This window comes from Paenibacillus sp. 2TAF8 (assembly GCF_052114825.1).
Classification (GTDB): domain Bacteria; phylum Bacillota; class Bacilli; order Paenibacillales; family Paenibacillaceae; genus Paenibacillus.
This window is the reverse complement of record NZ_JBFRFN010000016.1, coordinates 102,253-126,195: the sequence shown is the minus strand read 5'-3', so window position 1 is coordinate 126,195 and position 23,943 is coordinate 102,253. Positions and strand designations below refer to the sequence as shown.

Genomic DNA, 23,943 nt, shown 5'->3' with positions numbered 1-23,943 from the left:
TCTATTTCAAGGTTTGCTGATTCGCAGCAATTCTGCGCAAGTTTTCAACCGTCAATGAAGCCGAGTCATGCAACACGAAACGACGGTCGTTACGCATATACTCTGCATTGACCTGTGCTGCCAGCTCTCTGTAACGTTCATGTATTTGTATGCCTATAAACGCAGCTTTTTGGGCCTGCAAGACATGACCTCTTGAAATTTCACGCATGGCCAGCCGTTCCATCCTGTACAGTGCCGTTCTTTGGGTTTCATTATCGTAACGATTTAAGGCGATGGCTGTGATGAAATACTGTCCCGCTTGCTCCCCTTCACCTGATTGTGACGCCAATCGCCCAAGCTGCAAATAAAGATCGGGATCTTTCGGCGAATGGGACAAACTGTTCCGTAAAATGGAGGTGGCTTCCGTTTGAGGCAGCGTACGCGCAAGTGAAATTGCCAGTTCAGGCCGAGTTGGATTCAAGCGATATGCTGATCGAAGATACTGGACAGTAGCTGTCGTGTCCATCTGTTTAGTCAGCGCGTGACGATATAGCATATCCGCCCATGCGTAACGTGCAGTGTTCCCAAGGGTTACCCCAAGCCAGCATGCAAGTAAAATCGCAACTGTATATCGTTTGATATGAACCGGCATACGTATACGGATGTAAGTGCAATTACAGGCACGGATGCAGATCAAAATGTAAGTACAAATATAGCGGCAAATGTAGATACTGATGTAGGTATGGACGCAAGTACAGACATGCAGCAGTCTTGAATAAATTGCTGGTATAACGAGATGGTGCCAGTAATGCTGAGATTGGCGCGGCCTGATCGCAGTTTGAGCATCATAAGCCTTCTTCTTAATCATATAAGCAGATTTTCCGAATTGGTCTGGATCAAGAAATACATTCGAAATACTGCGATGCGTAGACTGTTGCCGTGAGGGTGTCTCTGCTTCTGTCCTCCGCGCAAGTGCCCATGCTGTGAGCCAAATGAAGAGCATCCAGCTTAGCGCATAACTCCAGTCGAAGTCCACGATTCCATGCAGGACGAAGACAAGCACAGGCGGTAGTAGCCGCGGTGCGAAGCGGCGAATGCTACGCAGGGTGAAGAGCATCCACCCTGCAATCAGCGCGATGCCGAGCAGCCCCGTATCCAGGGCCAGATCGAGCAGCCCGCTGTGAACCTCGCCGCCGACATACGGCGAGGACTGGATGGCGCGGAACATCGTGCGCCATGTCTCTCCGCCGTGGCCGAGCCATGCGGCCTCGGTCCATAACCGCAGGGCATCCCGCCACATCTGCAGGCGGGATGCCCCTGTGCCGACCCCCGCCGCGAAACGTTCGGCGGTGGAGGCTGCGGCCATCAGTGCGGCGGCGATGCACGCCAGCACCGTGGCCGCCAAGGCAGCGGTGCGCCCGGCCACGCTGCCGCTGTGCCAGAGACGGCACAGCAGCAGCGTGCCGAGCAGCGCAGCTGCCCATGCCCCGGCCAGTGCCAGCAGGCCGGGCACGGGCGCAGGCGCCAGCTGGGCAGCAGCCAGCTGGCGGTACAGCCAGGCCGCGCACGCCAGGGGCGCGGCCAAGGCCAGCAGCAGCGGCAGGCGGGCACCGCGCCGCTGCTGTGCCACGGCGGCGGCCACGGCACAGCAGGCCGCTAGCCAGGCGCCGCGCGACTCGCTCAGCAGGAGCGCGGCTTGCGCGGGCATGAGCGGCAACACCGCCGCGAAGAGCCGGCGTGCCGGGACGACTCGCCCAGCCAGCACCCCCGCGGCGGCCGTCAGCCGCTCCAATGCGTACATGCCGACGACGGCACCGTACGCATTGGGGTACTGCAGCAATCCGCCGAGCCGGGCACCGGCGGAGCTGATCTCGGGGTCAGCTGTACGCATGACCCCGAAAGGCAGCGGCAGCACACCGCATACGGCGAAGATGCCGCTTAGCACAAGTATGCCGCCTGCCAACTTCCAGCCAAGGGCAAGCCAGTGCACACCCCCCTTGCTCGCTGCCAGCAGAGCAGCAAGCAAAGCAAACATCGCAAGCAGACTCCAACGAAGCATTTCATAGATGCTACCTTGCGTACTCACTGAGCCTGCCCAAGCATGTACGGTATAACATAACATCACTGCCAAAGGGAACCCTGCAAGCGCAAAGTTCATCACTCCCAGCCGAGCTGATCCTGGCCTCACAGAAACCAAGCCATCACGTGTCCTCCCTAGCATTACTCCGACGTACATCACAAGAGAGATCAACGCAATAGCTCCAGTCATTAAAATAACTGGATAGATATCAACCGAATTAAACAAGCCTCTGCGCAAACATCCGGTCACTAATATAGCCACCATGCTTGAACCCAGAACGGTAGTCCATTTTGGCTCACTAAAACTCTTCCCATTTCCCTTTTCTTCTCTACCGGTGTCACAACTCGAAGCGGACGACTCATGCTCAAAGATAGATGTACGGGAAGGACTAGCTATATCGTTATATGTATTGCATTCATCTTGGTAATAGCACCGCTCTTTCGAAAGTTTACTCCCACCCGCCCATGTAGTTCGATTCATATCCGGTTCTCTATCCTCCACTTCGTTCCACACCTTCTTTTCTTTTCCCTATTAAAAATAAAAAAAGGCAGAAGGCTCCCGATCTCGGGTCCTTCTACCTCATTTCAAGCCTAGCCGTCAGATCAGTTCATGATCTACAGCCCTGCATCAATAACTTTCAATGCACATATCATCCTTATCCATCAAAAGCACAATCTCACATTTTTATTAGATGAACTATCTCGCTTTTTTCATCCGCCATCATTCATTTATCATTTGAATTCTTCATCTCACACATTCGTCTCACACATCGGATAAAGCGACCCTTGCATCAGTATGTCCATTTCCTCAATGATGCAGACCACTCATGTAGGAAGATGTGAGCATCTCACTCTAGCTCTCCGATCTCGATCAACCTTTAATCATGAATCACAATTCTAGAAATGATCAATGAAGATTACATTTCGCAGACCGCTCTAAATTTTCCCTGTCCACTTTTCCGCCAGTGATGTTTCCTTCAACCGGCAGCAGATCTGCACAAGCACGCTCCAGATATGGATCCGCATGAATAAAATCACGGAATGCAGTGTATTCACTCCACATGTCCTTCACTTGCCCAGCCTGACCACGGACGGCACGTATCAAAATGTTTTTCGGTGTATTCTCCAGATCGATGAATTCGAGCAACTGTGTCTTATATCCCATAATATCGAGCAGCTTGGCGCGAATCGCATCTGTTGCCAGTGCGGAGAAACGCTCCTTCAGAATGCCATGGGACAGAAGTGGATTCATCACTGAAGATTCGACCTGATCATACAACTCATGCTGACAGCAAGGAACCGACAGAATGACGGATGCTCCCCAACGGACAGCTTTCTCCAGTGCCGCATCTGTAGCCGTATCACAAGCATGGAGAGTTACCACCATGTCCACTTCGTTCAGTTCATCATAGTCCGCAATGTCACCAACGAGGAATTTCAGGTCACCGTAATGCAAACGTCTTGCCAGATCATTGCAGTGTTCAATGACGTCTGCCTTTAAATCCAGACCGATGATGTTGAGCGAACGCCGCTGCTGTACAGACAAATAATGATACAAGGCAAAGGTCAGATAGGACTTACCGCAGCCAAAATCCACAATTGTCAGCGGACGTCCTTCCGGTAGATGGAGGATCACATCCTGCACCATCTCAAGGAAACGGTTGATTTGCCTGAACTTATCGTATTTGCGTGCAAGCACACGTCCTTCCTCGTTCATAATGCCAAGCTCGACGAGGAAGGAAACCGGCACTCCTTCTTCCAACACATATTGCTTTTTGCGATTATGATTCAGATCCACCGCTGATTTGGATGGAGATTTGGTCAGAATCGATACTTTATATTTTTTGCTGATCAAAATTTGATAATCCGCATCTGCCGTACAAATCAATCCCTGACGGAACGTCTCTTCACACAACAGAGTCATACGTTCCAACGCTCCAGCAGGAGTCAAATTTTCATGCAGCACTTTATTGGCATAATGAAAAGCAAACTGGTAATGGAGCTGATTCTTCAGCGTAACCGGCTTCACCTGCACTTTGGTAAACGAGACATTGTCCCGTCTGCGCAGCTGACTCCAGGTCGCCGTAATCAGCGAGTTCTGTTCAAAAATATCTTGTATAAGCTTTCGCAACGAATCCACGGGGTACATCTCACTTTCGGTTTGGTTTGGTCAACCGTTACCATACCATAATTCTGTTCCCTCTCCAAGTAAGAGCTACTCTCCAAAGGTTCAGTCATCAAATATTTTATAAGTCGGGCTATCCGTTCGGTTATTCTTCTTTTACATATTCAGTCGTACGTTGAATTATCTATTTTCACGTTCTTAGCCATTCGCCTGCTGACGTTTGGCCTCCAGCTCTTTAATCTGTGCCAGCCCTTCTTTGACCTCATCTCGTGGCAAGCCACCCCGCTCCAGTTGCTCATCGGCAAGTTCCGTTAGCCTCTGATAAAATGCTTTTGCATCCTCCTCATACTGTACCGGATACTCCGCACCAAGATGCAGCAATCTGTACCACCCATTCTCGGCTGCATCGTAACGTCCTTGTTGTTCCCGGTACAGCGCAAGCTGCTTTTCCGTGCGGGCAGGAAGCTCATATTCCTGAATTTGCTCCAAAATTCCATCGACACGTTCGGGCATTTGCAGCAATTCGAGATTAGCACCATGATTTAATGCATACAGATAAAAATGTAACGCTCGCATTAAACGAACAAGCGCCGCATCCTCTGCATCCATTTTCTCCTGATCATCAATGCCCTCGACTCTGCCTTTCTCCTGATAAATATACGCCTCCTCCTCGATAAGTCTAGCCGCCTGCTGCAGATTATCCACTTCAATGACGCCACGAAACCGGAACATTTCGATGACATCCTCTGCGGGCAGGGAGTTTAGCAAATTGAGGTTCATGCCGAATTGCCTACGCATCAGCTCATCCAGTTCAGACAAGGCCTCCGTATGTTTTCGTTGCTGTCTAAGCGTAAAAGCCTTGCCAATTGCCTCGGTCATTTCCTCCATCATGCGGAGCAGGTAATCCTTCCTGAACATCGGTTTGCCCCCTTATATCCTCGATCATTTATCGCATATTTCTAACGTGCATCTATATGATGTATTTTAATTCATGCAGTGAAAAAAAGCGAAAATCCAGCTCCCTCCTACTTCCTGAGTTCTGTAAGCAAACAAAACCAAGCCCCTGCTTGTCCAATACATGGGACACACAGGGGCTTGGTATACTTACAATGATTGAGTACGTTTCATCGTAAACTTTCTCACTTCTCCAGACAGACCTTTACGTTTATCTATTTCCATTCCACTTCATTGAGTTGAATGACTTCACAGTTAGTCAGACAAACCGGCCATAAACTGTTTAATCACCTGAATCAATTCTTCTGGTGCTTCATACATGCTCATATGTCCTGCACCTGCAATCGTAGCTTGAACAATATGAGGCTTATCGCTCGTAAAGGTGCGTTCTGGCGGAATCAGACCATCCTTTTCCCCTGCCACAAGCAGTACAGGAAGTGGTGTAGCCGATAACACATCACGGCGATCCGGGCGTTCACGCATAGCCAGTGCTGCACCAACTGCACCTTGAGGGGCAGTCTGGTAACCAATTTCCTTCACACGATTCACATGTGTCGACAACGACTCCACATTTTCCGGTGCAAACAGACCAGGAACCAGCCCGTCCACAAAATTCACAATGCCTTCGCTCTGAATCGTGGATACTGCGCGCAAACGTTTCTCCTTCGCCTCTTCACCGTCGGGGAACGCTGTTGAATGGATCAGACCAAACGCATTCAGACGCTCCGGGTGATGCTGTGCAATTGAAAGCGCAATATATCCGCCCATGGAATGTCCCAGAATGACCGCTTTTTCCACACCTATTTCATCCATCAGCTGCAGCACATCATTGCCCATCTGTTCAATCGTGTAACTGCCAACCGGTGCATCCGTTTTGCCGTGCCCACGCAGATCAGGTACGATACAACGATAGCTGCGTGCCAGCTCCGGCAACACCTCATCCCAATAGGATGAACTGCCGCAGTATCCGTGAAGCAGCACTAGTGCTTCTCCCTTACCCTGCTCAGCATAACAAATCGTCGTTCCATCACACATCACTTTTTCCATATTAATCCCTCTCTCTGCGCGAATGTAATATTTCAGGTTGTATATTATTAAGCATTCATCTCATGAATGAAACGTTTCTCGTGCAATCCAGGCCTCTGTTACCGCGTTGGCAATCGTTTGAGACATGCCTATAACAAAGTGAAGTGAAGTCATCTGCAGAATAGAATACGGTCTCGGACCGTTAGCATTCACTACTGCGGCTACACTGTATTCTCCAACAGGTGGCAACTTGCCGCCAACGGATTGGGCAGGATAAAGAGGCGTTCCTGAAACATAGTATGTCCCGGCAGCATCTTTTGGGCCTAAACATGCATCAATTGCAATTACGGTATGGTGTGCCGGTATCTGTGCCAACCGCTTTTCCAGTGTATCTGCATCACAAGGAGCAGCCAGCGTGCCAATCACATGAGGTATACCGCATTCCTCCAGCAGTGTACCCGTCAGTGGTCCAAGTGCATCCCCGGTGGAACGATCTGTACCGATACAGAGAAACGTAATTTCATCCAGATTGTGAAGCTGGGAGATATCCTTGAAAAAAAGGACAAGCTGGTCTCCAGGCACTCCTTTACGTATTTCTCGATTCTGTTGCCTGACAAGTTCACGTTTATATAAGGCCAAGCTTGATTCCCTCCTGCTGACTCTGATCTGACTGACAACTCCAGTGCAATCTTGTCTTCCAGTCATTTCGTTCTATTCTCACATTGTAACCGATGCTCCGTTCCCCCGCAAAATCATTGGCTTGTGCCCTTCCACTCATGCTACAATAACAAGAGTTTCCGAGATGGAAAATGAGCAAACCATCCCCGTAGATGGAAAGGATGAAGTTAACGATGGATTTAACACAAGCAACAGTAGAAAATATGGAATATATGATCGAAGCCATCAAGACCAAGCTGCGGATGGCCAGTGGTGCCGCTATGCAAGGTTCAGCATTTCCGCTTGAGAAATATGAGGATCTGCAAGATTTGTATGAGATGGTTATCGGAAAAGAGCATCTAAGCATCTCCGAGGTGGAGGCTGTTGCTTCGGAACTCGGTAAACTTCGCAAATAAGCTACACCCTTTTGTCTCTGCCTTCACACCTGACAGTATTGCAGCAATAGAAAAGGACCTGTCTTACATCAGAACACTGATGCAGGACAAGTCCTTTTGATTTTTTATAGTCTATGCGCTTGCTTAATCCAACCTTGTTGATCCAATGTGCGAATATATCAAGGTCAAGGTAAATCAACAAGAACAAACTCGGCAGGCTCGCTGCCTGCACTTGTCATCTGAAGATCACAGCTTTTGTGAATTCGAGCCGCATCTCCGGGCTTGAGATTAAAATTACCATCGGAACACTGGATTTCAAGATGCCCGTTAATGAGGAACAAATGTGTCCGCCGATCTTCATGTTGCGGATACATCAATTTTTTGCCTGACTCCAGCTTAGATAGATAACAGGTGACGTCCTGAGCAATGCGGAGAGAATCCTCTTCCAAGCGTTCATCCGGTTGATCTGACATACCTGACACTATCGGACAAAGACGGTTCAGCTGTGCGGATTCTTCTATTTTGCGATATGCATAAGACGGTTTCAACATTCGCTGGGAAGGCAGAAACCACATCTGCAGGAAACGTACCGGTTCATCCGTGGCCGGATTGGTTTCAGAGTGCTCTACACCTGTACCTGCACTCATCACCTGAACTGTCCCCGCTTCCAGCAGCTGTTCTGTACCCATACTGTCTGTATGCTTAAGCGTACCTGATATCACATAACTGACAATTTCGAGATCATGATGTGGATGTTTCTTAAAGCCTTCCTGCGGCATCAGTATGTTGTCATTATGAGCTAACAGACAACCAAAATGGGCATTGCTTGGATCCTCATAATCTGCAAAGGAAAAGCTAAATTCGCTGTGTATCCAACCTCGATCCGACGTGTGCCTTTCTTCCGATGTCACTACTTTAATCATATTCATCCACCTCCAGAGGATTGGAACTGCCTTATCGCAGTGATCCATGCGTGTTTAGAATTGTATAGGTCAATACCAGTTGGTATGTGATCTTTACCCGGGGCCCGGTCATTCTAATCAAGCTCCTTCCAAAGGTTATACGCTATCTTTTTATGAGTGGAGCACAAATTCACTATCCATCCGACCTACTAAAGTTCCTGCATCATTACGAATGTCTGCAGGAAATACTTCTGCCAGGCGGGCAATGGTTTTGGGATTGGAATAGTTCAATTGCTTCAATATTGATTGTGCAATGGAAGCCCATTCTTCCTCAGAGCCATCCAGCACTTTGAAGGTGATACCAAGTCTCTCTTTTTTCAGCGCGAAACCAAATACACCCTTGAATCCACCCTTGGCAACAATATTATCGTCCTCCAGCAACACCGAATCCACCCGATTCGTGCCACCGACCATAAGAGGGTGCTGATTCATGGCAGAAGTAATTGTCTTCACAGCGATGCGTGTGGACTCATCTTCAATGAGGTCAGGACAAGCCAGCTTAAGATACGCATTGGAGAGCGCGGACAGCGGCAATGAAAATACCGGAAAGCCGCAGCCATCCGTCCCGAGTTGAATTTCATTTTCTTTAATACCAGCAAGACCGGCCAATGTTTCAAGGATTTCCCGTTGCACTGGATGTCCTGGCTCGGCATAGGTGTCCAAATCAAGCTTTTTCATCTGGCTGTAACCTAATATCCCCAGATGTTTACCCGAACAGTTATGCAGTATTCTGCGTTTCTCTCCTTGTTCGCGCAACCAGTTATTGCGACTTTCCTCATTAAGCGGGTAGCTTGGCGCACAGACCAAACATTCCTCACCAAGTCCAATTTTACGAGCTAAATGTTCCAACACCTGAATATGTTCCGGTTCTGAGCGATGTGATGAAGCCATGATGGCAATCTCATGGGCCTCAAGGTTATAGTGGTGATCCATTCCCGCCCGAATTCCAGGGATCGCCTGAAATGGTTTGGCAGACGAACGTGTAAACGCTCTGAAATGAGGATTACCGACTGAATATGCAACCTGCCCATGCTCATCTGTAATACATATGTGTCCGTAGTGGGCGCATTCCATCACGCCTGCACGGTATTCTTTAACTAACAAAGCACTATCCACGCGAGTTTCTCTCCTTCATATTGCCAATTTCATATTGATAAAATCCAGTTTATCTCTGCTTTGCTTCACGGCGCTGCATGGGATATCCTCATTAGTATAGTACAAAAACGACGGTTTTACAGTTTTTTCGACAGTCGTTTCGGGTAAAGCTTTATCAACCTTATTGAAGGACTACTCTTTATAGAAGGAGACACGTCTCATGCTACGCAATTTTCCACAGTTCTCATCTGAATCACAACATGTTATCCCTTTGCAATCCCTGCTGAAATATATCCTGATTGCTTCACTGATGAGTGCAGGCATTGTGTTGTTATTTGCAGGTGTTGGAGCCTGGCTGGGTCTGGATCGTTTGATTCAGCTGGATAGTCAGATTCAGCAACTATTTTACCTGCATTCCCAGTCTCGTCTTTCTTTGTTGCCATACACTTCATTCATCACAGCACTAGGTTCTTTCAAAATATCAGCACTCGCTGCAGTGGGATTTGCACTATTGCTTTTTGCACAGCGCCGTCCCAAAGCTATCACGTATGGCTATGTAATCTGCGTGAGCTTTGCCATGATGTGGATCTTGAACACTCTATTAAAAGAGATTTTCAGACGAAGCAGACCCGAACTCGATCATCTTCTCGTTGTGCATGGATATAGTTATCCCAGTGGACATGCCATGATTTCAATGGGATTTTACGGTATGTTGTTTGTCATCTGGGCCTTGGAATGGAATGGACGTGACGTACTCAGCAGGTGGCTTCCCGTCTTCTGCGGTACTTTATTTGTTCTTTTAATTGGTCTAAGCAGAGTCATGTTGGGAGTTCATTACCCTACCGATGTCTTTGCCGGATTTGCTGCCGGATTCGTCTGGATTGTTTGTATGGTCCAAGGAATAAAACGATCTGCTTCCTGAACCCTTTCCTCTAATTTCCATCTTATTCATCGGACAGTTAGTTGTTTCACTGTGTTGCACGGCGTTTATATACGAAGTAAGCAAACGCGAACAGACAACATCCTGCATCAAGTTGAAAAGGAGGCGGTTGTTATGTGGGGCATTATTATCAGCATTGTCATGGCGATCATTATCGGTTTAATCGGAGATGCACTGGCCGGTCATAACATGCCGGGCGGCGTGATTGGTGCGATGATTGCCGGATTCGCCGGAGCGTGGTTGGGAGCACTTTTGCTTGGTAACTGGGGACCAGTTATCGGTAACTTTGCAGTCATTCCTGCCATCATTGGTACAGCTCTCTTTGTTTTCTTGCTGGGGCTTGTGTCCAGACTGCTTAGACAGGCTGCCTGATTCGGGTTAGACGGTGTTCGTTGTTTCGTATTTGTTTCCCAAATTAAAGAAGGAGTGATTAGACATGAATAAAGCAGAAGAGCAATATCCTGTACAAAGTGGTTCGACTTTCGCAAAAGGTATTTTCATCGGAGGTTTGCTGGGCGCTGCAGCTGCCCTGTTATTCGCACCTAAACCAGGCCGCGAATTGCGTGGTGATCTTTCTGAAAAGGTAGGCATGGTGACTGACCGTACAAAAGAAGTGGCTACTGTTGTTGGTGACAAAGCTTCTGAAATTGCCAAAACGGTATCATCCAAAACCTCCGATCTGGCTAGAACGGTAAACCAAGGTCGTAATGATGTTATGGACTCCGTGAAAAAAGCATCTGCAGACGTTGCTGAGGAAGCAACGCGTGCATCTGGAGAAGTAGCTGCCGCTTCCGTGGAAGCGAAGGAAGATGSGCGTAAACAATTGAACTCGACAAGCCTGTAAGGCCTGATGAGATCGAGCAATAAATAGCCAGCTGCATTCCAGCTGGCTATTTTTTATCCAGAACGAACGGAGGAATGACATATATGAGTAAAGTCACGATTAATGGCAATACCCCGGTAACAGGAGGAACACCTGCACAGCAGTATGATACGAGTGAGCATCCATTCGAATTGCGTCACGAGGTCAAACGCCTGAACACACGACTCGATCAGATTGCGGACAGTTTGGAGAGAGCACAGATCAAAGACATCATTGAAAATTACAGTAGCCCCAAAAAACGAATCATTACGAACTTTACCGCTGGTATGGCTCGCGGGCTTGGGTTGACTGTCGGTACATTTGTTGTGCTTGGTTTGCTTGCCTATATCCTTAGCCAATTTGTTAATATGCCTATCGTGGGTCAATATATCGCGGATCTTCTCGGTTACATCCAGGATTACAAAAAATAAAAGAGGGGCAGCCCGTCTGCGGCTAGCGTGGCCCCTCTTTTCCTCTGTCCCGATTTCCCGGAGCGGAAGACTGGGCAGATTTTACCTTCAGCAAATCCCCTGTCCACCCTTTCATCATCATCCATATATACATGCTAACCATACTGCAGATAATCAGTACAATGACCAGTACAACTCCCCACGTCTTGTCGATCAGGGGTAAATTCTCAAAATTCATTCCCCATATAGCACCTGCCGCTGTTGCCGGTGTGAATACAGAAGTAACAATCGTCAGTGTCTTCATAATTTCATTACCACGTACTCCCGAGATGGCATTGTCTATTGAGATTAGAGTATCGATCTCCTTTTCATAATGCTGAAACAGACACTCCATACGTTCAACGCGATACTGAAGCTGTTGATAGAAGCGATTGTCTGTAATCTCTTGAAGATAGGCTTCCCGGGAAGCTGCCATTAATTCGGCATAGGGAATGAACAGGTTGCTCCAATACAGTAATTCAAACCGCGCCGCCAGAATCTGATCCATCAATGTGCGTGCATTGCGTGACTCCATTGTCCGTTCCAGATCACGCAAATTCATCTCAAAATGATCCATGCCGACATGATAATAATGCAGAATGGCTCGAAAAAGCACAAACATTCCTTCTCTAGCCTGCGTGCATTGCTGCAGCATATGCATACGTTCGCCCGATTTCATAATGCCTCTCGTATTGTCATCCAAATTGAGCGTAACCAAATTGAACTTATCGACATAAAAAAACATCTGGTTATCTCTTCGTTGAACATTTGTTTCATTCTTCACGGCATATAAGAAGGAGCCAAAAATAACCGCATCTGTGCCGTTAAAATAACGAACAGATAAGTAGTTTGATTCAGCTTTCGGTATTTTGCTTAGCCAATATTGCATCTCTGGAAATGCCTGCTCCAGATCATAAAGTGCACTGTCCATACTGCTGGAATCCGGAGCTACCCAGTCCCACCACTGCCAATCTTCAGAGCAGGATAACTGATCACGCCGAGCTTCCAGTTTGATATCATCCACCTTATATTCCTCCTGACATGTTAATCCATTGGTCTCCGGGTCCCTCCAGTGAATTCAAAAAGGACACGTATGCAATCCAGTGAGTGCAATACCGTGTCCTCGTCAAGCCGTATTGGAGCAACAATAGGAATGATTTATCATAGCATAGAAGCGTTAGACATAATCTGCTTCAGTTTTTCCGTAGCCCGTTTTTGAATCCGGGATACACTCATCTGAGAAACACCCAGCTTCTGGGCTATGGCCCGCTGTGACTGACCATCTTGGAACGCTAAAATAAGTACCTTCTGTTCTTGCTCTTTGAGCTGTCCTAATGCCTGCTGCAGATCCATCCGTTTTTCAACCGAATCAAAGTCATTCACATCCGCGCTGATCAGTTCACCCAGTGTCGCTGCACTGTCATCCTGAGATAAAGGAGAATCCAGAGAAACATAGTGGTAACACTCGCGGCCAGCCAGAACTTCAATGGTTTCCTCCGGTGTAAGATCCAGATATTCTGCAATCTCATTAACCCCTGGTGAACGTTCCAGCTTAACCGTCAGTTCATCAATCGCATGCTGCACTAATGCACCTTTTTCCTTGATTCTTCTCGGCACTTGAATGTACCATGACTTATCTCGAAGATAATTTTTCATATGACCGATCATACTTTTCATCGCATACGGTTCAAATGGAATCCCCAGATTGATATCGTATTGCTTCAGCAATCGAATCAAAGCCATTTGGCCTGTCTGGTACAGATCCTCATATAAATCCGGTCGATTCCGGGCAATTTTACCCGCGGCCATTTTGACCATCGGTTCATATTTTCGAATAAGAACGGTAGCGATTTCGTTGTCCTGTGTTTGTTGATATTCCCAGATCAAACCAATCGCTTCAGACATGGACTCTGGGGGAGTCACTTTTTCATTCATACTTTCTCCTCACTTTTTGCAAGACGTTTTACGAGTACTACTTTCGTACCTTTGCCCGTCTCACTCTCCACACTGACATCGTCCATCAGAGCTTGCATCAGATAGAACCCAAGTCCGCCAATCTGAGCGTCTGTCAGTTCTTTGTCGTGAAGTCCGGAACGTGTTATAGCAGGGTTCACATTTTCAAAGCTGGCACCCTCATCGTTGACAGTAATCGCAAGTGACTCACCATCTACTTCAAATACCACTTCAACCATGCCGCCTTCATGAGAGTAGGCATACAATACGGAGTTGTTACAAGCTTCGGACACAGCAACCTTCATATCCTCAATGTCTTCGTACGAAAAACCCATTTTGGATGCAACACCATATAAATTAAGTCTTACAATATCTACATATTCAGCTGTCGCCGGTAAATTCAGCGTAATTCTTTGGACTTCTGCATTCATTCCTTTTTCGATCCTTTCCTATTGGGAATTCTTCTGTGTAACAAAGAATTTGGCTATACCCGTCATATCAAAAAGTTTCTGAATTTGCGCAGGAACTTCCTGTACTTCAAAGCGAGCTTCCATTCCATGTCTGGCCTTGAGAACAGATAACAGGATACCAATCCCTGTGCTATCAATGTACTTCAGATCTTTCATGTTAATAATCAAATCTTGCTCCTTGTTGTCCACGAGCGGTTCCATTACCAAACGGAAGTCAGGAGCAACCGACAAATCCAGTTCGCCAGTCAAATACACTGTGCATACACCGTCATGTGTCTCGGTTCTTGCATTGAATTTTTCATTTTTATTTGTATTCATTAGACATCTCTCTCCTGATCAATGGTTTCCTTACCTTATAACCCAACTTATGCACGAGTGAAACAGGAAACATAACTGGTAAAATTTTCAATTCGCATGATTCATTGCCGAGGCGCCTGGATTCAAGACCTGATGTTTCTTCTGAAAATGTGCAAGCTTCTGCTTCACACTACCCATTTTTACCGGTTTGCTGATATAGTCATCCATCCCTGCTGCCTTACAGCGTTGCTGAATGCCTTCCATTACGTTAGCCGTCATTGCGATAATGACAGGTTGCTTATTCCGGGGTACGCTCTCACGTATGCGTCTCGTGCATTCCAAACCATCCATGACAGGCATCTGTAAATCCATAAAAATATAATCATACGGTGACGTGGCCTCGATCACCATGTCCAGAGCCCTCTGACCATCTTCCGCAATATCCGATAGCAGCCCCAATTTATGCAACATAATCGCCATCAATTTCTGATTAATGGGATGATCATCCACAATTAACACGGTAGGATGTTGATCTTCATTTTTCACATCCGTCAACTTCTCTTCGTTGCCGCCCTGAACCAGTTCCGTTTCAATGTAACGCTTCGCCTGAATGGTAAATACGAAGGTAGCTCCCATCTTCTCAGAGATATCCAGATAGATCTGTCCACCCATCATTTCGACAAGCGTTTTACAAATGGCAAGGCCAAGACCTGTTCCACCATATTTTCGGGTCATCGACGTATCCAGCTGGGAAAATGGCTGAAACAAGCGATCCACTTTATCTGGTGCAATGCCTATTCCGGTATCCTTGACAGCAAACTCCAAAGATAGGTTCCCCTCCTGCTCTCCATTCACGGAGACAATCAGATAAACACCGCCATGGTCGGTGAACTTCACCGCATTGGCAATCAAATTCAGCAGTACTTGGCGGAGCCGTGCCATATCTCCATAGATTAATTCCGGCACAGAGTCCTCAAGGAAATAATCCAATTCCAGATTTTTCTTACCCGCTTCTGCAGCAAACAAACCGAGCACTTCCCGTATGCAGGAAACCAGTTCGAATGGATGCTCCTCCAGCTCCATTTTGCCAGACTCCATTTTGGTAAAATCAAGAATGTCATTAATCACCGTAACAAGTGCATCGGCACTACGACGAACGATATCCACATATTCCTTCTGATCTTCCTTCAACTCGGTTTCCATCAACAGGTCGACCATGCCGATGACTCCGTTCATCGGTGTACGGATCTCGTGGCTCATCATCGCCAGAAACTCTGTTTTGGCATTAGCCGCAATCTCGGCCTCTTCTTTGGCCTGCACAAGTTGCTGATTCATCTTCTCCAATTCCTGCGTCTTCTGATGAAGCAACATCGTCTGTGTCTTAAGTCTTTTGTTCGAGATAAACATCTCCACAAATCCTTCGATTTTGGACTTCAAAATCTGAGGAATAAACGGTTTGACCATATAATCAATGGCCCCCGCCGAATATCCGGCAAACAGATGCTCGGCCTCTCTACTGTTCGCCGAGATGAAGATAATTGGCACATCTTTGGATTTGTCTCGTGCCTTAATTAATTTCGCTGTCTCAATTCCGTCCATCCCAGGCATCTGCACATCAAGTACAATGACCGCAAATTCGTCTTTGAGCAAACAACGGAGTGCCTCTTCTCCGGAATTTGCCTTGACGAGTTTGTACTGCTCTGATTCCAGAACCGCTTCGAGCGCAAGCAGGTTCTCAGGGCGGTCATCTACCAATAATATGTGGATTGGTTCATTGAGCCCCATAGCTAAGCCTAACCCCCTATTTGATCTTCCGGTATATTTTTTCGGTCCGGTCTAACGGCTCATAGGCATCACTATATTCTGTAAAATGAATGGATTCTTTCGATCCCAGAACGAGTATGCCAAAGTGGCTCAAGCTCTCATGAAACAGCCCGTGCACATGGTTCCGCAGCTCATCGTTGAAATAAATCATGACATTGCGGCAAAAAATAACATTAAACTCATTAAATGACCGGTCTGTTGCCAAGTTATGTTCGGCAAAAATAATATTTTTCTGAAGAAACGGGTGAAATATAACGGAATTATATTTCGCTGTATAGTATTCGGAGAAGGCTTTTGTGCCCCCTGCCTCCAGATAGTTTGTTGTAAACAACTTCATTTTCTCAATACCGTATACGCCTTCCTTGGCCTGTTGCAGTGAGCGGTCATTCATATCCGTTGCGTAAATTCGTGCTTTGTCATACAGCCCTTCCTCATGCAGCATAATCGCCATGGAATACACTTCTTCACCTGTAGAACAGCCTGCATGCCATATCCGAATATACGGATAGGTTCTCAGAATAGGAATGATTTTTTCCCGAAACATGCGGAAAAGCGACGGGTCGCGAAACATTTCTGTCACCGGTATGGACAAGTTTTGTACAAAACGTTCAAACGATGAACGGTTATGCAAAACCTTTTCCTGCAGCCCAGATATGCTCTTCACACCTTCTGCATGCGCGTAGTGCCATATTCTTCGTCTTAGGGATGGCAGCGCATAATTCCGAAAGTCATACCCATACAAACGATGCATTCCCTCCAGCAGCAATTCAATCTCAATCAATTCACGCTCTTCATCTTGCGGTATACGAACCGTATCTGCTCCCGTTTCGTTAGGTTCCCACGGTGTCATAACTTCTCTCCACTTCATCATTGGTTACTTGCGTATGCGTTATTCTCCTTCATTACCCAAACCATACGCTTACGAATACAACCATACCCGCATTAATGACAACAATTGATCCGTTTGAATCGGTTTTTTCACATAATCGGATGCTCCAGCCTCAATACATTTCCCTCGATCTTCTTTCATCGCCTTGGCTGTGAGCGCAATAATCGGCAATTTATCGAATTTGGGGTTCTGCCTAATCCGTGTCATCGCTTCGTATCCGTCCATCTCTGGCATCATCATATCCATCAGCACCAGATCAAATTCCGGATTTTTCTCGAGTGCCTCCAATGCCTCACGGCCGTTCTCAGCAAACGTAACTTCCATACGGTACCCTTCAAGCACGCTGGATAATGCAAACACATTTCGAATATCATCATCAACAAGCAATATTTTTTTGCCTTCGAACAAAGTCTCTTTATTATGCAGCTTCTGCAAAATACGTCGTTTGTCCTCAGGTAGATTGGCTTCTACCCGATGCAGGAACAATGTCGTTTCATCCAGCAGACGTTCTGGTGACTTCACGTCTTTGATAATAATCGATTCCGCATATTTGCGAAGCTTCATCTCTTCCTTGGAATCCAGTTCTTTACCGGTATAAATGATAATTGGCAAATCATTCAGATATTCATCATCCCGAATCTGATCCAGCAGTTCAAAACCCGTCATATCCGTCAACATCAGATCCAGTACCATACAATCGTAACGCTGGCTGTGCAGTTCATTCAGTGCTTCCTGGCCTGTAGATACTGCGGTAATGACAACATCATCATGTCCAATTAATTCAATGATTGCTTTACGCTGAATCTCGTCATCTTCAACAATAAGCAATCGTTTCAGCTGATTTTCAGTATAGGATTCGATATGAGAGAATGCTTTATCCAGTGAATCTTTGCTGGATGGTTTTTTTAGATACGCAATAGCTCCCATCATCAGTCCTTGTTTCATATCATCAACAACGGAGATGACATGCACCGGGATGTGACGTGTTACAGAACTGCTCTTCAGTTCGCCCAATATCGTCCACCCATCCATTACAGGCAACTGGATATCCAGAATGATCGCATCAGGCAAGTATTCACGGGCCATCTCCAGTCCGGTATCCCCTTGAAGAGCAACCAGTGCCTTGAAGCCCCGACCTCTCGCCATATCCATTAAAATGTGGGCAAAGTTCACATCATCTTCTATGATCAGCAATGTTTTGTCACCTTCAACGATGTTATTAACATCGTCCTCAACTCGAGTTAGCTCTGCACTACGAGCAGGGGATAGATCAGCGACACGACTCCGTTCCGGATCAGGTGCAAGTATAGATTGTTGAGATGAGCGAACAGGCTTGATATCCGGCAACCTTTCTTGCGGCTGTTCTGTAGATACTGCTGCTTCTCTCGCTGCTTCTTCCTCTGCCAATTCGGCATCTTGATGATTATCCGGCAAGAATAATGTAAAAGTGCTGCCCACCCCTTCAGCGGATTCAACCTGTATTGCCCCGCCAAGCAGACGTGCCAATTCTCGGCTAATCGATAAACCAAGACCCGTACCGCCATATTTGCGACTCGTTGTACCGTCTACCTGTTGGAACGCTTCGAATATCAGATCTGTCTTGTCAGGTGGAATGCCAATGCCGGTATCTTTGATGCTAAATCCAAGGTATTCCTGATTCGTATTCAGATATCCTGGTAATTCCTCTGGCTTCATACGTCTTGCAATCAGATTCACCGATCCACGATTGGTAAACTTGAAGGCATTGGACAACAGATTACGTAAAATTTGTTTCACCCGGTGACTGTCTGTATAGATCCATTCTGGCAGGGAACTGTCGAAATCGAAATTGAGATCCAGTTCCTTCTTGTTGGCCATCGGACCAAAGTTCTGGGTGACAAAGCTGGTCAGCTCATCCAATCGAACAGTCTCATAGTTGATATCCATCTTGCCTGCGTCCACTTTGGATAGATCCAAAATCTCATCAATCATCTTCAGTAGATCTGCACCGGACATATAAATGGTTTGTGCATACTCCTGCTGTTTACTGCTGAGATTACCATCCTTGTTCTCCGACAATAACTGAGACAATATGAGCAGACTGTTGAGTGGAGTTCGCAGCTCATGCGACATATTCGCCAAAAATTCAGACTTGTATTTGCTGGTCATCGACAATTGCATGGCCTGCTGTTCCAATTGTGTCTTCGTTTTCTCAATTTCATCATTTTTCTCTTCCACTTCACGTACCTGTTCTTCAAGCGCCCGCGTTTTGGCAATCAGTTCTGTATTAAAATGCTCCAATTCTTCCTGCTGGCGTTGCAGCAGCTCTTCAGAACGTTTGAGTGCATCGGTCTGTTCTTCCAGATTTTCATTGGAACGGCGTAATTCTTCCTGCTGTGTCTGCAATTCCTCGGATTGCACCTGCAGCTCTTCTGTAAGCGCCTGAGACTCCCGCAGCAATTCCTCCACACGAAGACGTCGCCGCACATTGTTAAGGATAACACCTAAGTTCATGATTAACTGACCAAACAGCTGCTTGTGCATTTCGCTGAAACCTTCAAAGGAGGCCAGTTCCACCACACCAATGAGTTCGTCTTCAAACACGACCGGATAGATCATAATTCCGGCAGCACGTGCAGAACCTGAAGCAGAGCCAATGCTCACATATTGGTCAGGTGTTTGCTCCAGCACAATCGGATTCATATCCAATGCAGCTTGACCAATCATACCTTCCCCGATCCGATACACCTCTTTACCAAGCTCGCCGTTCTCTTCAAATGCATATGAACCATAACGTCTCAATTCATCTGGATGTTTCTCCTCGTCAATCAGATACACTACACCCAGTTGCGCACCAAGCACAGGTGTGAATTCACTGATAAACATCTGGGAAATTTGACGGATGGAGCCGATTCCCCGGAGAAGCTCAGGAACTCTTGCAATGTTGGAACTCATCCAGTTCTGATCTTGCTGGGCTTGCACGTAAGCTTTCTCAATCTCCAGCTTTTCTTCCAGATCGTTAGAAACATCTTTGAAAACGGAAGCAATTTGACCGATCTCATCGGTCGACTTGATTTGAATCCGGCGGATCGTTTTATAACGTCCCTTGCCAAAACTCGTAATCATCATCGATACCGTATTCAGACCACGCGAAATGCTTGGGAGCACCCACAGAATGACACCCAAAGCCAGCAGTAATCCGGCGATCATAATGCTAATTGTGATCTGAACAGCCCTGCTATATGCAGCATTGGCGCCTTTGATCTCGGCATCAATCTCCTGATCCTGATAACGAGACAATGCATTCAAGCTGTCCACCGTTTCCTTCTGCACCGCAAGCCCGGTGGAATTACGATAATTGTTAGCATCTTCCACCCGGTTCTGGGACATCAAGCTGGTTATTCTTGTTGCATAATTCGTGTAAGCATCCCACGCATTATTCACACGGTCTACAAGTTGATGTTCAGAAGCGGTATCTGCCCGGTCTCTCACCTGTTCTAGATAACGGACACCTCTGTCCTTCATTTCCTTCAGATCCGATTCAGCCGCGCTGACCGAATTGTTTGGGTTTAATAACAAGTTAGCCAGCACTTTAGCGATATCATTGACTTCCCCGCGCGCAGCTGAAGTAAATCTTACCTTCAGATAACGTTCCTGGTACATCTGATCGATCTGCTTATTGCTGCTGTTCAAACGCTCATAGCTCACAAAGGTAAGCATGATCATAATAGCCATCAAGGCGGTAAAACCAATCAGCAGTTTATTCCTGATTTTCATTCGGTTTCCGCCCCTTTATCCAAGGTAATCCATACCAGACATTTATCATCGTCCCGTTCCTGATTCAATTCGTCATCGAAGAACAACGTCTGCATCGCTTCTTCATTCCACTTATGAGAACCTTTTAATTGTTCCTTCAAAAACTCCAGTTGCTGCTCCTGGTCACCTTGGACCGTTTCAAGCAAGCCGTCCGTATACATCGCAATATGCCCTTCACCTTCGTAATGAATGGTCTGAGGCTCAATATCCATTTTGTCGAACAAGCCCACAGGACAGCACACGCTGTCAAAGGAAGTCACGCTGCCATCACTACGGAAAAATAAGGCTGGCGGGTGCCCTGCATTCACATAATCAATCCGTTTCATACGGGTATCTACGACTAAATAAATCGCTGTAAAGTAATACTGCACCAGCTGTTTTCCCAGATGCAGCTGGTTAAAGCGACGATTCAGCTCTTGAATAACCTTCTCCGGGTCTACGTACGTCGTTACCGTATCCTTAAGCACAGAAGCGATAAACATCGTGAACAGAGATGAAGATATACCGTGACCCATCATGTCGAGAAGTAACACGCCGTACCGCCCTTCTCCAAGCGGAAACCAGGAGTAGAGATCTCCTGCGAGTTCAAAGGATGGTTTGTATATGGCATGTACTTGAAAAAAAGGATCTTCGATCGCATGACTCAGCACAGCGTTTTGTACCATCGCTGCCAGTTTCAACTCATCCTGAATACGCTGGTCACGCTCCTTGTGCCAATCTTTCTCCTGTTTCAGACGTAAGGCCAGCCGAATTCGCGCCATCAATTCCACCTTGTTAATTGGCTTCGTTACATAATCGGATGCCCCTGCATCGAGCGCTTCTGCCAGTTTTTTGGAATCTCCAATTGCGGTTACCATAATAATCGGAATGTCTTTCAGATTTTCGAATTTTTGCACAATGCTGCAGGCTTCAATCCCATCCATCTCAGGCATCATCATATCCAGCAAAATGAGGTCAATATCCGACGTTTTGGGACGCGGCTCGCTGTTATCTTCACCGATCCCCAATACTTCGAACATATCCATAGCTGAACTTGCTGTCACAATATCGCGGTAATTTTCTTTTTTTAAAATTTCTCGAATGATAATGACATTTGTCGGATTGTCGTCAACAATAAGTATTCTCATTTCAATCTCCTTATCTATGGCGTCCGGGTTTGTCGATAGTTATCTATTCAACGAACAACCTTATTTATACAAATTTTGCATTCAGAGTGACAGTAGACATAACAATTCCTAGTATAACTATAATGATAAAGCCAGAAAACTTCTATCACAAATAGCACCATTAAAGGGAATTCCCTCGTTCATTTTCACATTCGTTTTTGCATTTAATGGCATACGTTCGCCAGGCGGGTATCTCCATGCCGGGCGCACAACTTGCAAAAACATAGATAAGGAATGGGGTTTAACCCCATTCCTTATCTATGTTTTTGATTAAGCCTTCCCGGTTCACCGCAGAACATGTGCTGAACTAACGATTCTGCATTCAGGCTGTAAAATTAGTCTTTCTTTTTGGCAATGATCAGTACCTTGCCTTTATCCAATTCACTCTCATAGAAGTCAGCCTCGGCTTCTGTAAAGCCCATCGATACAATCTTGGCCCGAAGTTCGTCACCGCGTGAGCGGAACAGATTCGCCATGGAATCAAATAAACCTTCTTCCTTAATGCCAATCTCCTTAGCATCTGCAGTATCAGCAATGCGATCTGTACGATCCTTCTCATGTGCAAGCACGAAGATATGATCAGCCAAGTATCCAGTAGTCTGCAATTCTTTCACCGCTTCTACTGCTTGAACTCCGTTTTCTACCACTTTAGCATAAGCCTGTGCGTTGGTTGAATTCATCGTTTCCACTCTCCTCTGATATAATCTTCTTTATCGAGCTCTTATAGTATATAACCATACTATTTTACATTGAAACGAAAGCTGCATCATTCATCTCAGGTAACCGTATCGTCAAAAAAGTCAACGCCTTCAATCTCACCGGAGCCTAGTTTCATATACACTTTGATTGCATAATGACCACGAAGGTAAACTTCGCCATCCTCAGCAACATGATAAGGTTTGCCCAGCGCCTGATGAATCGCATCAATATCCATTGGGATAGACTTCCCATTCAACTTCAGATCATCATGTGAACCATCGACATGCACATACTGAATTACGCCTGTATCTTCACATACGCCAACATTCACGTCACGGAAATGATATTCCGAGCATCCCAGATAGGGGTCCTCTTTGATGGAAATTGGCTGGCCGAGTTTGGTAAAGAGTTCATGTTTCGTATCCTCCAGTGAAATGCCATTCAGAGTCCGAAACTGCTCGAACGTCTCGGAACGATCAACTGCCACAGTCATCTCTGGCACCTGCTCCTCCATTACCGTCCATTGCAAATCGTGAGCAGCAGGCGTTGCTGCCGGCTGAACGGAAAAGGGAGAAATTACGCTAAACATCGTCACTAGCAGTAGTTTCATCATGATTCTCACCCTTTCATCAGGTTCATTACCGCCCTGAAGGCTTCACTAAATTTCAGAAAGCGGACATGTTATTTACGCAGTCGTTGCCACACATTAGCTGCAAGATCGATATAATTCATCCACTTCTTCCCACCCTTTGCTTCATCATGATATGTAGCTTCATAGGTTTGCAGGGTACGTTCCGCCGGCGTAGCAGGTGGAGCTGTTACATGATTGAGATTGGATTCAGACGATTTTCCTGCTTCCGCTTTGGATGACTTCGTCTGAAAGCGGGTCATCAGTGTAGTGGACACCTGCTTGGCCGCTGCCGTAACCTCACTAAGTACTTCTCCCAGATTCTCAACCGACTCCATCACGGGGTCAATCTTCTTCATTTTGTGCTGCACGTCAACAGTGATGTCATTGGCATGTCTTACGGTCTGTTTTACTTCATAGCTGAGCTCATCAATGGTCTTCTGCACTTCCTGCAGCGTCTGAGAAACATTGTCCAGTGAACTCTGGGCCGATTTTAATGTGCGAATCAAAAAGAAAACAAGTACAGCAAATGCCACTGCAATCAGGGCCACGCTTAGTTGATAAATCATAAAAGGACCTCTCTTTCCATGGTTACGTCGGTTTTGTTATTGCTATAGTTACCCGAGGGTTTCCCGGGCGAAACAAAAGAAAAATGTCCCTCCAGCGAAGTATAGAAGAAGAAAAAAACACCATGTTTCA

Annotated in this window: 23 protein-coding genes; 5 read left to right on the top strand and 18 right to left on the bottom strand. The window is 46.4% G+C overall.

Going from position 1 to position 23,943, the window contains the following annotated elements; all coding sequences use genetic code 11:
- Position 1: 1 nt before the first annotated feature.
- From AB4Z30_RS21660 to yyaC, 5 genes are all read right to left on the bottom strand, one after another.
- On the bottom strand, positions 2–2,014 hold the full coding sequence (locus AB4Z30_RS21660) for an O-antigen ligase family protein (RefSeq protein ID WP_441929525.1): 2,013 nt from the start codon (positions 2,012–2,014) through the stop codon (positions 2–4).
- A 951-nt stretch (positions 2,015–2,965) separates the two neighbouring features.
- Positions 2,966–4,207 (bottom strand): class I SAM-dependent methyltransferase, encoded by a 1,242-nt coding sequence (locus tag AB4Z30_RS21655; protein WP_441929524.1) that lies wholly within the window; start codon positions 4,205–4,207, stop codon positions 2,966–2,968.
- A 174-nt stretch (positions 4,208–4,381) separates the two neighbouring features.
- A complete protein-coding gene (locus tag AB4Z30_RS21650) occupies positions 4,382–5,101 on the bottom strand; it encodes a DUF6483 family protein (protein WP_441929523.1) in 720 nt (239 codons plus the stop codon).
- 291 nt (positions 5,102–5,392) lie between these two features.
- On the bottom strand, positions 5,393–6,184 hold the full coding sequence (locus AB4Z30_RS21645) for an alpha/beta fold hydrolase (RefSeq protein WP_434749428.1): 792 nt from the start codon (positions 6,182–6,184) through the stop codon (positions 5,393–5,395).
- Between the two features lie 60 nt (positions 6,185–6,244).
- Positions 6,245–6,802, bottom strand: coding sequence for a spore protease YyaC (yyaC, locus tag AB4Z30_RS21640; protein ID WP_441929522.1), 558 nt, complete (start codon positions 6,800–6,802; stop codon positions 6,245–6,247).
- Positions 6,803–7,014: 212 nt separating this feature from the next.
- Here yyaC and AB4Z30_RS21635 point away from each other — a divergent pair, with 212 nt between their 5' ends.
- Positions 7,015–7,236, top strand: a complete 222-nt coding sequence (locus tag AB4Z30_RS21635) for a DUF1128 domain-containing protein (protein WP_441929521.1) — start codon at positions 7,015–7,017, stop codon at positions 7,234–7,236.
- A 164-nt stretch (positions 7,237–7,400) separates the two neighbouring features.
- Here AB4Z30_RS21635 and AB4Z30_RS21630 read toward each other — a convergent pair whose 3' ends face one another.
- The gene (locus AB4Z30_RS21630; protein WP_441929520.1) at positions 7,401–8,138 is read right to left on the bottom strand and encodes a pirin family protein; all 738 of its coding nucleotides are present in this window, start codon (positions 8,136–8,138) and stop codon (positions 7,401–7,403) included.
- 150 nt (positions 8,139–8,288) lie between these two features.
- On the bottom strand, positions 8,289–9,293 hold the full coding sequence (locus AB4Z30_RS21625; protein ID WP_441929519.1) for an asparaginase: 1,005 nt from the start codon (positions 9,291–9,293) through the stop codon (positions 8,289–8,291).
- Between the two features lie 199 nt (positions 9,294–9,492).
- Between AB4Z30_RS21625 and AB4Z30_RS21620 the strand changes: the two genes are divergently transcribed.
- From AB4Z30_RS21620 to AB4Z30_RS21605, 4 genes are all read left to right on the top strand, one after another.
- The gene (locus tag AB4Z30_RS21620; protein WP_441929518.1) at positions 9,493–10,194 is read left to right on the top strand and encodes a phosphatase PAP2 family protein; all 702 of its coding nucleotides are present in this window, start codon (positions 9,493–9,495) and stop codon (positions 10,192–10,194) included.
- Between the two features lie 132 nt (positions 10,195–10,326).
- Positions 10,327–10,584, top strand: coding sequence for a GlsB/YeaQ/YmgE family stress response membrane protein (locus AB4Z30_RS21615; protein ID WP_090924488.1), 258 nt, complete (start codon positions 10,327–10,329; stop codon positions 10,582–10,584).
- Between the two features lie 64 nt (positions 10,585–10,648).
- The gene (locus AB4Z30_RS21610; protein ID WP_441929517.1) at positions 10,649–11,056 is read left to right on the top strand and encodes a YtxH domain-containing protein; all 408 of its coding nucleotides are present in this window, start codon (positions 10,649–10,651) and stop codon (positions 11,054–11,056) included.
- An 83-nt stretch (positions 11,057–11,139) separates the two neighbouring features.
- On the top strand, positions 11,140–11,505 hold the full coding sequence (locus tag AB4Z30_RS21605; protein WP_441929516.1) for a DUF5665 domain-containing protein: 366 nt from the start codon (positions 11,140–11,142) through the stop codon (positions 11,503–11,505).
- 22 nt (positions 11,506–11,527) lie between these two features.
- On the opposite strand, the gene AB4Z30_RS21600 is transcribed toward AB4Z30_RS21605, so the two are convergent.
- The 11 genes from AB4Z30_RS21600 to AB4Z30_RS21550 form a co-directional block, all read right to left on the bottom strand.
- Positions 11,528–12,547 (bottom strand): magnesium transporter CorA family protein, encoded by a 1,020-nt coding sequence (locus AB4Z30_RS21600; protein WP_441929515.1) that lies wholly within the window; start codon positions 12,545–12,547, stop codon positions 11,528–11,530.
- Between the two features lie 137 nt (positions 12,548–12,684).
- Positions 12,685–13,458 carry a sigma-70 family RNA polymerase sigma factor gene (locus AB4Z30_RS21595; protein WP_342552793.1) on the bottom strand — a complete coding sequence of 258 codons (774 nt, stop codon included), beginning with the start codon at positions 13,456–13,458 and terminating at the stop codon, positions 12,685–12,687.
- Complete coding sequence (rsbW, locus tag AB4Z30_RS21590) at positions 13,455–13,907, bottom strand: anti-sigma B factor RsbW (RefSeq protein WP_441929514.1); 453 nt, start codon at positions 13,905–13,907, stop codon at positions 13,455–13,457. The genes AB4Z30_RS21595 and rsbW overlap by 4 nt, the downstream gene beginning before the upstream one ends.
- Before the next feature lie 18 nt (positions 13,908–13,925).
- A complete protein-coding gene (locus AB4Z30_RS21585) occupies positions 13,926–14,264 on the bottom strand; it encodes an STAS domain-containing protein (protein WP_090924484.1) in 339 nt (112 codons plus the stop codon).
- An 87-nt stretch (positions 14,265–14,351) separates the two neighbouring features.
- Complete coding sequence (locus AB4Z30_RS21580; RefSeq protein WP_441929513.1) at positions 14,352–16,028, bottom strand: response regulator; 1,677 nt, start codon at positions 16,026–16,028, stop codon at positions 14,352–14,354.
- 16 nt (positions 16,029–16,044) lie between these two features.
- The gene (locus AB4Z30_RS21575) at positions 16,045–16,917 is read right to left on the bottom strand and encodes a CheR family methyltransferase (RefSeq protein WP_251511825.1); all 873 of its coding nucleotides are present in this window, start codon (positions 16,915–16,917) and stop codon (positions 16,045–16,047) included.
- Between the two features lie 69 nt (positions 16,918–16,986).
- Positions 16,987–20,712, bottom strand: coding sequence for a response regulator (locus AB4Z30_RS21570; protein WP_441929512.1), 3,726 nt, complete (start codon positions 20,710–20,712; stop codon positions 16,987–16,989).
- On the bottom strand, positions 20,709–21,878 hold the full coding sequence (locus tag AB4Z30_RS21565; protein WP_441929511.1) for a PP2C family protein-serine/threonine phosphatase: 1,170 nt from the start codon (positions 21,876–21,878) through the stop codon (positions 20,709–20,711). The genes AB4Z30_RS21570 and AB4Z30_RS21565 overlap by 4 nt, the downstream gene beginning before the upstream one ends.
- Positions 21,879–22,252: 374 nt before the next feature.
- Positions 22,253–22,597: a general stress protein gene (locus AB4Z30_RS21560; RefSeq protein ID WP_441929510.1), complete on the bottom strand. Its 345-nt coding sequence runs from the start codon at positions 22,595–22,597 to the stop codon at positions 22,253–22,255.
- 95 nt (positions 22,598–22,692) lie between these two features.
- The gene (locus AB4Z30_RS21555) at positions 22,693–23,229 is read right to left on the bottom strand and encodes a hypothetical protein (protein ID WP_441929509.1); all 537 of its coding nucleotides are present in this window, start codon (positions 23,227–23,229) and stop codon (positions 22,693–22,695) included.
- Between the two features lie 68 nt (positions 23,230–23,297).
- Positions 23,298–23,813: a DUF948 domain-containing protein gene (locus AB4Z30_RS21550; protein WP_441929508.1), complete on the bottom strand. Its 516-nt coding sequence runs from the start codon at positions 23,811–23,813 to the stop codon at positions 23,298–23,300.
- Between the last annotated feature and the right edge of the window lie 130 nt (positions 23,814–23,943).